This is a genomic window from Xenorhabdus budapestensis, from assembly GCF_002632465.1.
Taxonomy (GTDB): domain Bacteria; phylum Pseudomonadota; class Gammaproteobacteria; order Enterobacterales; family Enterobacteriaceae; genus Xenorhabdus; species Xenorhabdus budapestensis.
On record NZ_NIBS01000005.1, the window covers coordinates 1 to 11,209 of the forward strand.

An 11,209-nucleotide genomic window follows, 5' to 3' on the forward strand; every position below is an offset into this window, starting at 1 on the left:
GTTGCATCAGTACCATTTAACCCCCAAGGGTCAACCCAACCTACGGGATTATGTACATAGCCATACGGATTCAGCCCGCCTGCCAGCCCTAGCGGGTCTGGTGATATATACTGCCCCGTCTCCGGCGAATAATACCGAAACCTATTATAGAATAAACCCGACTCTTCGTCTTCAAATTGCCCCATAAACCGCAGGTTGCAGCTAACATGATAATCCGGGTTATTGGAGGCAATCACCTGAAAACGTTCCGCTTTGCCCCACGTGGTCAGCCGCTGTGCCCAGACCAGTACCCCTTGCTCGTCTAACATCTCGCGCGGGGTGCCCTGATGGTCACTGACAACATAGTGCAGCTTGCCTTGCTCAAAGCGGGCCGACGGCGTGAGTGAACCGGGTTCGTAGAGCCAGCGGATACGCTGCTCTGCCGCAGGCCGGCCATCTGCATACAGTGGCGTTTCTTCGATAAGCTGGTCACCGCTCCACAGGTAATCCTGCCCGGCGATGGCATCCGCTCTTGGTGTCAAATCCGGTTTGCCATCCAGCCAGCGCCGGAGGTTGGTGGCGGCCAGTTTACCATCGTGCACTTTGAGCTTGCGGATACGCCGCCCGAACGCATCGTAGCGATAGTGCCAGCGCGAACCGTCCGGCGTTTCGCAGTGGGTGAGCTGGTTTTGCGTATCCCAGCGATAGCGCCAGATTTGCGGACGGAAGCCATCACGTTGTTCGGTTTTTTCTACCAAACGACCATTGTCATCATAGCGATAACGGATATTCCCTTGCTGTACGACGCGCCCAGCTTGCTGGCGTTGGCTGATTTGTGCCATTGCCCCCCGTGAATCGGTCGGCAGATGTTGGTTCAAGTTGCCATTAGCATCATAACTGAATTGCTCTTCATGCGGACGCGCACCCTCAAACAAGGTATGCAAGATTTGGTCGTTCGTATTATAACGATAACGGGTCTGTCCCCAGCGGCTGTCATCAATGACTCGGACATTATGGGCTCGATCATACTGCCAGCTGCGATTGACGGCAGTCGCTTGTGGTGGGAAGTGCGGATCATTTTGTGCCAGCGTTTCCCGAAACCATTTAGTTGCCTGTCCCGCAGACTGATGCGCCAGCAAGCCAGTTGCGGTATAGCGACTGGCAAGGATAAAGCCGTTAGCACTTTCGCGTACTGTTTCTCGTCCCAATGCATCATGCTGGAAGGCCAGCGGCGTATGCTGGTTAAACTGAAAGTGATTCAGAGCACCCGGCAGGTTATAGCCAAAGTGAAGGGTATTGCCATCGACATTTTCGCTGAGTGGGCGTCCTGTCAGGCTATCCCATTCACGGGTAATTTCTCGTCCGTTGATACGTTCGCAGGTGGGCAGACCAGTGGTTTTGTCATACTCATATTCTACTACCGCATCGTCATTGATAGCCTTAATTAGCTGGTGACGGGTGTTGTATTCGTAAGTGGTGGTTGTCTTAAGAACCAGCAAGTTATCTTCTGGCTGCCAGCTTTCTTGTTTGACCAGTAATCCCGCGGCGGAGTAGTGCCAGCGTAACTGCTGATCATCCGGATATTGCGCCTGAATACGTCGCCCCAGTTTATCGTACTGATAATTGATGGTACGACCGGTAAAGTCAGTTTCCCGGATAATCTGACCAGCCGCATCCCGCTCATAGCGGTAGGTTTCACCGGTAGAAGCAGTAACAGTATTCAACCGGGTCAAACGGTCATAACCAAATTGCAGGATGGTGCCATCGGGCCGGGTGACTTGATTAAGCAGGTCAAAAGCCCCGTACTGATAACGGGTAGTGCGGCCTTCGCCATCGGTGACCGCGACCACACGCCGCTCGCTGTCATAGGTTAACTGTTGGGTGGCACCATCTGGCAGTTCGACTTCGGTCAGGCTGCCATTGAGGCTGGCATGAGCGTCACTGTAGCGGTAACGGGTTTGTTGTTTGAGGGCATCGGTGATTTGGCGCAAACGGCCCAGCTCATCCAGTTGCAGACCGGTGGTCTGACCGTCTGGAGTCATAATGGCAGCCAGCCGTTGTTGTTCGTCATAGGCATAGTGCCACTGACGACCATCCGGTAACAGGCGCTGGCGTAATTCGCCATGGGTGCCGTATTGGTACTCTTCTTTGTGTCCCAGCGGGTTAGTCAGGGCAGTCAGGTTGCCTTGATCATCATAGTGAAATTGCCATCGTTCTCCGGTAGGGAGCACACTTTCTGTTAGCTGCCCGTGTTCATCATAGCCGTAAGAGAAGGTTTCTCCGGTCGGCAGTACCATTTCAGTCAGGGCACCATCAGGGTTGTAATCGAATGAGGTTATTCCCCCCTCTGCATCAGCTTCCCAGACAATTTGGCTATGGTGCCATTGGCGGCGGGTAATACGTCCTAATGGATCGACTTCACGCAGAACCAGCCCGTTGTTATCGTAATGGTATTGGGTTTCACCGCCTTCACCGTCTTGATAGGTGGTGATACGGGCGTTATCGTCATAGTGGAAGCGATCACACCAGTAACCACTGGAAGAGGTTGTGCTGAGTACTCGTCCTTGTTCATCATAAGTCAGGGTTAAATCGGTTTGGTCGGTATCGTGCCAGCGGATCATCCGCCCCTGAGCATCATATTCATGCCACAGGTGATTGTGCTGGAACTCTGCGCATTCATGCAGGTAGCCCTGTGGATCATAGTGACAGGTGACCAGCCGCTGTTGCTTTTTCTTTTCCAGATAATCCAGTGTCTGGAGCTGTTGCCCCTGATAACTTAAGATCAACCGGAAGCCATCTGTGCGCGTGACTTCAATCAGTTGCGATTGTTTATCGTAGACAAACTGGATCGTGTTTTGACGGCGATCGGTGATCGCGGATAATTTACGGATAGATCCGATGGCATGATTGAAGTGGTAGGTAAGCTGGGACTGGCGATCGGTCAGTTGTAGTTCACCCGTTAATTCCCCGGTTAATATGTAATGAGGAATATGCTGATTACGGGCGAGTACTTGATTATCAGGCGTGGTGAAATCGTAGATGACTCCGTCTGCGTCGGTAAAATTGACTGTTCCGTCAGTCAGTACCAACTGGCGTGACCAGTCATCTGCCCATTTAGGGCCAAATAGGCCGTTTAAGTTAGCAGTGGAGCGATAGGTACGGGTCAGGGTAATCGGCAATAATCCGGGAATAGCAATAACTGGCCAGACTTGCAGGAAGTCACCGGTGGCCATATCGACAGGTTCACCGTTTACGCTACAGGTGCCGTTACAACTGCCTTCTTTGTTAGTGGACTTGTTGTCAACGGGATCTTGTTCGGTATTTTTGGGTTTCACTTCCGGGGCATTTTGGGATTGGGCTTTTATTTTACCGCCAGCGGGAGGTTTGGCATTTTTAACCACTGCTTTCGCACCTTGTTTGGCTATCCCTCCCAACCCTGTTGCCCAACTGGCACCTTCAACGAACAATGCCCCACCTTGTTCTGCCTTATCCGTGATGTCGAACCGGATGGCATCCACATGGCTCAATTCGACAGCCTTATCAGCAGCTTTGTTTAATGTATCGGCAGCGGCAAGGACGGTATCACCTATGGTATCAGCACCTACGAATTTCAATACGGTGCCGGTACTAGACATTAGTGAAGAAGGCATAATCGTCCCCGCTCTGATGGCTAATTCAGCTATATCAGGTACGGTATTCCAAGCCCCTTTTGCTGCACCTATGGCGGCCTTTCCCGGATTATCCCAGGCGGCATTCAACTTTTCTTTGGCTTCCTCTCCCCACTTTTGCACATCTTCCTTGGTCTCATCCCACCATTCTCCCGCCTTGTCCAAAAATCCTTTTTCTTGTTCAGTTTCCGGTGTGACGGCCGCATTTGCTTCATATGGCGGATTTGCCCCCTGTGGTGCCTGTCCGACGATTTGACCTATCGTATTGCCCTCACCGGTTGGACTGTCATCTCGTGGTTTTTGAGGCAACGCTGTATTGGGCTTGGGATGACCGTCTTCTTCTTTCTCCTCTTCCCATTCTTTCTTTGGAAATTCACCACTTTTGAATTTTTCAACGGTATCTTGAGCCGTTTTCTTAAAAGCCTTAGCTTCGAAGTCAGCGTCTAACTGATTATAGCTAACGTCTAATTCCGGGTCGTCTCCGTAATCGCCGTAAAAGCGAGAGCTTTGCCGATATAACGTATCAGCATTGCTTAGTGCTTTCTCCGCCTCAGCCTGTGTGCGAATGTTAAATTCTTTACAATATTCTTCGGCTCTAACATCGTCGCTCTTCGGTGTGACGAGCATCTTATCTGACATGGTTCCCTCCTTATGACCCATTCATCCAAAACTTATCCCCGTGGCGCAGCACCAGCTTATTGCCGGCCCGCACGGTGCGGGTGTGATCTTTCGGGTGGCATTTGCCGCCTACCGTGCCACTTTTGACGCCATTCGCCACTCCCGGCTGGTCACCGAGGGTAGTGGGGACAAAACTGCGGGCAAACACCACTACGGGTTTGCCATTGGCGCGCACGGATTTCACTGGCGAGGAGCTGTCCGCCAGTTTTGCTACCACCGGATAGGGGATGGGCGGTGTAGAAGGACCCATCGGGGTTTTGCACACGTCCGGCAGCATGCCGATAATCATCCAAGTACCAGCAGTTCGGGCGATGTAGTTATCAGCCATCCGTTTTCTCCTCTTCCAGTGGAGCCAGTTTGAGCAAAGGGGCATCCGGGTTGATTTCAAACCGAGCTTCGGCTACCCGTATGGGCAGTGATGCTTTGAAGCTCAGACGGCAGGTCATATGCAGCGTCCTTGCTTCACTGTCGATAATAAAAGTGTCAGGACGCATCGGAACGGGTAGCAGCATGCCGTTGTGCATCCGCAGCAGGATAAACGGGCGGTGCCCCGGCAGGCTGATGTGCAGATTGCCGTTGGGTGTCAGGCCGCTTAGGGTGATGGAAATATCAGTTTTAGGCCAGTCAATTTGTTGGTCAGCCGGTGCTCCGTTCCAATAACCGAAGTCAAAATCTTTCGGCAGATAGGGATGGCGATGCTCCAGCCATTCAGCATCGTAAGTGCCGGCAAGCTGACGGCGGGGCAACCACGGACGACCGATAAAACCCATGCCCTGCGGCTGGCAGGCTGGAGTATCAGGCAGGAACGTTCCATCCAGTTGAGCCGTAAAATGCTGAGCGGTGAACGGGGCATCCGGCTGGGTAATGCGCGGTGCCGGGTAGTGGGTAAGTTGTTTGGCGTTGGCGTACCACGATGTGATAAACCCTGTTCCCAGCGGATTGGTTTCACAAACGGCATGAGCAACAGGCGCATTTTCCCCGTCTGGATGCTGCTGACGCAGTTCCGGTGTCAGCCGATCATTTTCCTTGAGGTGTTCGCTCGCTTTATCATCTGCCTGAATTTTGCACTCGCCACCAAAGGCGTAGAGATAATCCAACGGCAGTGTCGTAAAGGGTTTCGGTGCAGTCAGTTGCCAGTTGCCGCTGCTGTCACGGATAAACTCCCGTTCGCCAGTCACGGTCAGTGTTTTGTCGAGCAGGGTCTGACCCTGCTTGCTTTGTACACGCAACCGCACAGGAAATTCGGTACAGGGTCGGTTATCCGGCGCATAAGCCGTGCCGTTGACAATCACGTCACAGCGTGGTTTAAACGGGGCAAGATCACTCTCCTGCAACACCTGTGAGGCATTCATCTGTCCACGGTATTCATCCTGTAAACACAGGAGCGGCGCGGGCAGTAATTCAGCACTGTATTCCCCCTGTCCGACAGGCAATAGCTGGTAGCCGATTTTCATGACCGCCACGTGGTGCTCCACATCCTCAACATCCAGCATTGAATAGTTCATCACCGCAAAGGGGGTCAGGTTACGAAATTCCATCTTAGTCTGTCCTTCTTAGTTCAGGTCGATGTCTTTACCTGTGATTTGCACTGGGCCACTGGCTTCAAACTTGAGCTCACTGCCCTGAAGGGTGATACGTCCGGCACTGTCCATACGCAGAACGCTTTTACCGCATTTCAGCTCAATCACATCGCCGGCCTGGACGGACAGTGTATTGCCGACAATAACGGATTTGTGAAGCCCCACCTGTTCAGTCTGGCTGGCGGTGACTGTGGTATTCATGCTGGAGCCGACAGTCAGTGTGTAGATCATCCCGATCGTTTCGGTACTGGTGAGTTTCACCATCTCGTTTTTGTGGGCATTGACTTTGATTGTCTGATCTTTCTCCACGGTTTCCGTATGATTTGCCAACACATAGGTATCACGATTATTGAGTACTTTGGTGTTCATGTCCTTCTGGGCATGGATAAACACCTCTTCACTGCCTTTGGCATCCTCAAAACGCAATTCGTTGAATCCTTCTCCCTTATGGGTATGAGTTTTGAAGGTGGTGCGGGTTTTTTCAGCCGGTAAATCCAACGGCGGACGATTGCGGCCGTTGTAGTTACAGCCTGTCACGATGGGGCGGTCAATATCGCCGTTCAGGTAGGAAACAATTACTTCCTGTCCGATGCGGGGGATCGCCATAAAACCGAAGTTGTTGCCATTCCAGCCCTGTGCTACCCGCACCCAGCAGGAAGAGCCATCCCCCGGCTCGTCATAGCGGTTCCAGTGGAAGTGCACCTTAATTGCGCCGTGTTCATTGACAAAAATCTCTTCGCCTTCAGGGCCGACAACGGTCGCCAGTTCATCACCGTCTGCCATTGGTTTGTAGCGGTATGGTGGCCGCCAGTTATCCCGGCCAGGAATAAAGGTCATATTGCTGATGAGTGTCGTACCTTCACCGCCGGTATTGTCTGCCTGCGGCTGACTGCCATGGTGAGAGATGTTCACTACCTGCCAGCGGTCATTCATCACAGCGATGGGGTGAGCCTTTAGGGTGAAGATTTTGCCGGGGCGTAACTGGATACAGTTACTGCTGGCAGAGCCAAGTTTGCTTTCGCTGTTGAGCTGGTTCAAGCGGGTGTCTCCCAGTGGTTGGCCTTCTTTACTCCACGGAAAACGGCCATAGCTTTCAAAGACGGAATGCCCGGCACCGTTGGGCAACGTGGATTTGGGCTGCAAGGGTTGGGAAGGGCGCAGGTAGTTGTAATCTTTGTGGATATATTCATCCGGGCAGAGAAATTCGCCGTACTGCCATTGCCAGACGGAGGTATCGTTGTCATCGGTATTGGGCTGCGCATTGTAGATCAGGTTCAGGCCAGCGGTCATCCCAAGATGGGAGTCACTGTAAAACAGCTGATCTTCCTCAAACCAGAAAGTAATTCCTTCCTCCGCAGCCAGCCGGCACCAGAAATCATAGGCTGATTCACGCTTTTGGGTGGTGTATTCGCGTACCGGATGGTGGTCAGCATCGTCATATAATTTATGGCCGGATTTTACGCGATGCTCTTTCAGTAATTTCTTGAGAATGTCCGGCACAGACATCCGCTGAAACAGTCGGCTGTCCTGATTAAGCGTCATGCGCCACATTTCTGGACGGATGACAAAGTTGTAGTAAGTCCGATGTCCGTCGGTATTACCCTGTGACGCGCCGGCGATAATACCCTTCACAGTACGCTCAATTTTACCGTTGCGCAGTATGGTCAGGGCGGCATAGGCGCCAAGTAAGTTGCCGAGTATTACGTTGTTCGCTGGACTGACTACGTTCAGAGTCAGGTGATAAAGCTGCGACAGGCCTTCCTGTAAACTGAAATTCACTACCTGAAACGTGGTTTGCGGGAGTGAGCCTATCTGGCAGGTAAATACTAATCCATCCATTATTGCATTTCCTTACATGATGGGACGATAGCCCTGTAGTGGGCTGGGGGACAAACACCAGATGGTGCCGGATGGTATACCGGTGACAGTCATCCGTAGGCGCATGTCCTGTGAAAGACAAAACGGTAAAAACTGGTATAGCGCGTTGGCAAACCGGAACTGCTCACCGGCACTTTCAAAGGCGGTTTCATCCAGTGTCAGTTCGATATGCAGGCAGCGGTAGGGCTGACCACGGAATATCCGGTCACCGGGAGTAGATTGGATCGCCAGCATAGCCGCAGTCATCCGCTGAATATCACGGTGGGCGGGACGATTCAGGTCAGGGTAAAAATCGTAATCCTGTAACAGCTGTTGCAGTGCTTCCACTGAATGCAGCCAGAACGGGCTGGCGGAATAATGGGACAGCAATGCCCAGTGGCGACGGCTGTCCGTCACTGGCGGATAACCGGAGGCAATGGAAGTGAGGTTTTTGACCTGCAAGCCATCAGGAATACGCTCATCAGCATGGCAGATTGCTCCTGTAGGCTGCGTAGACAGGGCGACATCAAAGGCGACAAAATGACAGGTAAATTCCCGTTCCGGTGGTGAGGTCATCAACCGGGCGTGGCTGTCATAGAATACCAGAGCATATTCCAGCCTGCCCAACGCATCACGGGTCACATCCAGTGCATAGAACCAGTTCTCTTTCCCTGTATCACGGGCAAAGTGGTTGAGCTGGCTGATGGGTAAAAAAGAGCAATGCTGGCCCCGTTCTGTTTCCGGTTCATCTTTCAGAGCCAAATCGGTGACGTGCAATATCGCTTGTCCGACAGGCAATGGTAGCGGATAACGGGCGGTATCCGGAATAAACGGTAATGTCACCTGAGCTTTGCGTTCCAGATTCACTATTGGCACACAATGAAGCTGAAAGGCTGTCGCTAGCTGGTTTTCAGACAGTGGTAATACATCATCAAAGATCAGCGTAATACTGAATTCTTTACTCTCGGTCATGGACAAACGGCTGCACATCACCGTCGGCAAAGCTAAGGTCAGAAAATGGTGCACGTGTGGCAGGTAAAGAGATTCCATCAGCATCTGGGGTGCCCAGTTACCTGCGACGGCAATCGGCGGAGACAGTACCAGTCGTTCAGTACCGGATTGAGGTGCAAATCTCATCGGCTCTGCTGGCCAGATCTGCCCGTTATGATGTAGTTCGGCGATGCGGAAATTGTGGCACAGGGCGAGCATCAGAGTATCAGCCACTTCAGTATCGGGGCTGAGAAACAGGCTTAAGGGGCGGATAGGCCAATAGTCTTCTTTGCCTGTGTACTGGAATTTAAGGATCAGGTGGGTGGTTTCGACCTGATGGGTAAGCTGTCGGGATACCAGTACCAACGGCTCAATAGCACAGTTCCGGCTGGTGAGAAATGGCACTCCACTGTCGGTGGTCACTTCGGTGCCACGTGGCAGGGTACAGGCAAAATCAAACTCTGTACCGCCGTCGAACTGTACTACGCTGGTGGCCGGAATGCCTTTTACACTTTGCGCCTGTAACCGCTGCAACAGGGGCAAGGTAATTTCAGGGAACGCATCATCAATTTTTTGGCGCGTCCGGGCATTCAGGACAGAAAAGCCTTCATTCAGCCGTTCAATATCGGGATCATGGTTACTGAGGCTATCAGCCAGATGCGGTTTATCTCTTGCAGTGAGTTGTTCAAGCTGGTGCAGGTAATCCCGTTCCTGCTGAAAATAAGATTCAAATAAATTCAAAACCACCTCTTATAAAGATTAATTTGTTAATTAATAGAATGATATCTTGTATGTTTTATTTTCTATCATTCGAAAAAAGGCTATTTGCTAGATTAATATCCATGTTATTTCGCGATAGTATTTTATTTTAAATAATTTATTTTGTTTATTTATCATTAATGTTCTTATTATATTTTATAAAATAATAACCATTATTATTAGTTTTTTGTTAATTTTTAAAAAAATAAAAGGGCGCTATATTCGCCCTAATCGTTTATTTCATTTTTTAAATATATGTCACTTCTTCGCAGCAGCCCGTACTTCCGTCACGCTCTTGCCACCAATTCCCCAGTTATCCGTTTCCACTTCATCAATAATGACAAATGTTGTTGCCGGATTCTTGCCAAGTACATCCACCAGCAACTGGGTTGCACCTTCAATCAGTTGCTTCTTCTGTTCAGCGGTTGCCCCTTCGCGGGTGATTTTGATGTTCACAAATGGCATAAATGGTTCCTTTTTTGATTTGTTATGAAATGCTTCTGATGAAGCGGTCTCGTTTTGTTACTCTTTTTTCTCTGTTGTGGCGATCCAGGCAGCGCAAAATAGGGTCAGTCGGGCAAAGAAATAGAAAAATGCCATCAGGCCAATTACTGAGCCAAAGGCTGCGCCAGAAGGTGAACTGGCAAGGCGTGGCAGCATCATGGTCATAATCGATTTAATGATCTCAAATCCAATGGCGGCCATTAATGTTCCCTGAAACAGGGCTTTTCGCTCAGGCCGATGACGAGGTAAGATCCACAATATCCATAGAAATAACAAATAATTGGCGGAAATGGAAATCGTCATGCCAATGGATGTCCATACGGGGCGCAGCCATTCGATACCTTCTAAGCCAAGGGCATGGACGATAGTTGCCTGAGCAGAACCAGCGATGGAGTTCAGGGAAAGTGTTATCACTAATGCGAATAGCAGGCCAAATAGAGAGAAAACATCCCGGATATATTGAGAGTAGATTTTTTCTTTGTCTTCGTGAGTACGCTCCCAGACATTACGGGATTGGGCGAGGATCGCTTCCCGCAGGTTGCCGACCCAGTTCACGCCTGAGTAGAGCGCGATCGCCAAACCTGTCAATCCAACTGTTGTTCTCTGCTTTATGGCAGTATCAACACTGTTTTTCAATGTATTTGCCAGAGTTGGATCACTGATGCTATTGGCGATACCGTTGATGAGTTTTGCCAGCAAATCAGGATTGGAAGCCAGCACAAAACCTGCGATAGCAAAAGAGAGCATCAGTATTGGGATCAGTGACAGAAAGGAGAAATAGGTAATAGCTGCACCAAACTGACTGCCCATTCGATCATTGAAACGTTGAGCTGCCCGGATCAGATGGGCAATAAATGGTATATGGCGGATATAATTGCCGATGCGGATCGGCACCGAAAACGCTTTCTTGCTGCCATCTAATCCTTTCTGTAATGGTGTGTTGGTTGTTCCTTTGCTGGAATGTTTCCTTTTTTCAAAATCATTTGGCATTACGTCCCCTTGGCTTTGCCTGATATGACTATAATGTAGCCCATTATAGCCGTCGTCTTCCAAGTTGCAGCTTTGATCAGTTTACTTATCCCAATCCTACTGCCAGATAGGGTGGGAGTGAGGATAAATGGTTGGCCGAATATGGGAAAAGTACGGTAGCTATGTTACCGGCTACCGTATTATGTATTATGTGCGATGTAAGTG

Annotated in this window: 7 protein-coding genes; all 7 read right to left on the reverse strand. The window is 50.6% G+C overall.

Annotated features, from left to right (window positions below):
- The coding region (locus Xbud_RS06650) for an RHS repeat-associated core domain-containing protein (RefSeq protein WP_244589872.1) at positions 1–4,286 on the reverse strand (4,286 nt) is incomplete at its 3' end.
- Between the two features lie 10 nt (positions 4,287–4,296).
- Positions 4,297–4,653, reverse strand: coding sequence for a DUF4150 domain-containing protein (locus Xbud_RS06655; protein ID WP_099135335.1), 357 nt, complete (start codon positions 4,651–4,653; stop codon positions 4,297–4,299).
- On the reverse strand, positions 4,646–5,863 hold the full coding sequence (locus Xbud_RS06660) for a DUF2169 family type VI secretion system accessory protein (protein ID WP_099135336.1): 1,218 nt from the start codon (positions 5,861–5,863) through the stop codon (positions 4,646–4,648). The genes Xbud_RS06655 and Xbud_RS06660 overlap by 8 nt, the downstream gene beginning before the upstream one ends.
- A 15-nt stretch (positions 5,864–5,878) precedes the next feature.
- The gene (locus Xbud_RS06665) at positions 5,879–7,744 is read right to left on the reverse strand and encodes a type VI secretion system Vgr family protein (RefSeq protein WP_099135337.1); all 1,866 of its coding nucleotides are present in this window, start codon (positions 7,742–7,744) and stop codon (positions 5,879–5,881) included.
- A gap of 12 nt (positions 7,745–7,756) precedes the next feature.
- On the reverse strand, positions 7,757–9,493 hold the full coding sequence (locus Xbud_RS06670) for a type VI secretion system baseplate subunit TssF (protein ID WP_169923031.1): 1,737 nt from the start codon (positions 9,491–9,493) through the stop codon (positions 7,757–7,759).
- Positions 9,494–9,769: 276 nt separating this feature from the next.
- Positions 9,770–9,976 carry a 2-hydroxymuconate tautomerase family protein gene (locus tag Xbud_RS06675; RefSeq protein WP_099135339.1) on the reverse strand — a complete coding sequence of 69 codons (207 nt, stop codon included), beginning with the start codon at positions 9,974–9,976 and terminating at the stop codon, positions 9,770–9,772.
- A gap of 57 nt (positions 9,977–10,033) precedes the next feature.
- Positions 10,034–11,005, reverse strand: a complete 972-nt coding sequence (gene yhjD, locus Xbud_RS06680) for an inner membrane protein YhjD (protein ID WP_099135340.1) — start codon at positions 11,003–11,005, stop codon at positions 10,034–10,036.
- Positions 11,006–11,209: the final 204 nt, after the last annotated feature.

Coding starts and splice junctions, on each gene's coding strand:
- yhjD (WP_099135340.1), bottom strand. CDS start 11,005: ATGCCAAATGATTTTGAAAAAAGGAAACATTCCAGCAAAGGAACAACC.
- Xbud_RS06660 (WP_099135336.1), bottom strand. CDS start 5,863: ATGGAATTTCGTAACCTGACCCCCTTTGCGGTGATGAACTATTCAATG.
- Xbud_RS06665 (WP_099135337.1), bottom strand. CDS start 7,744: ATGGATGGATTAGTATTTACCTGCCAGATAGGCTCACTCCCGCAAACC.
- Xbud_RS06675 (WP_099135339.1), bottom strand. CDS start 9,976: ATGCCATTTGTGAACATCAAAATCACCCGCGAAGGGGCAACCGCTGAA.
- Xbud_RS06655 (WP_099135335.1), bottom strand. CDS start 4,653: ATGGCTGATAACTACATCGCCCGAACTGCTGGTACTTGGATGATTATC.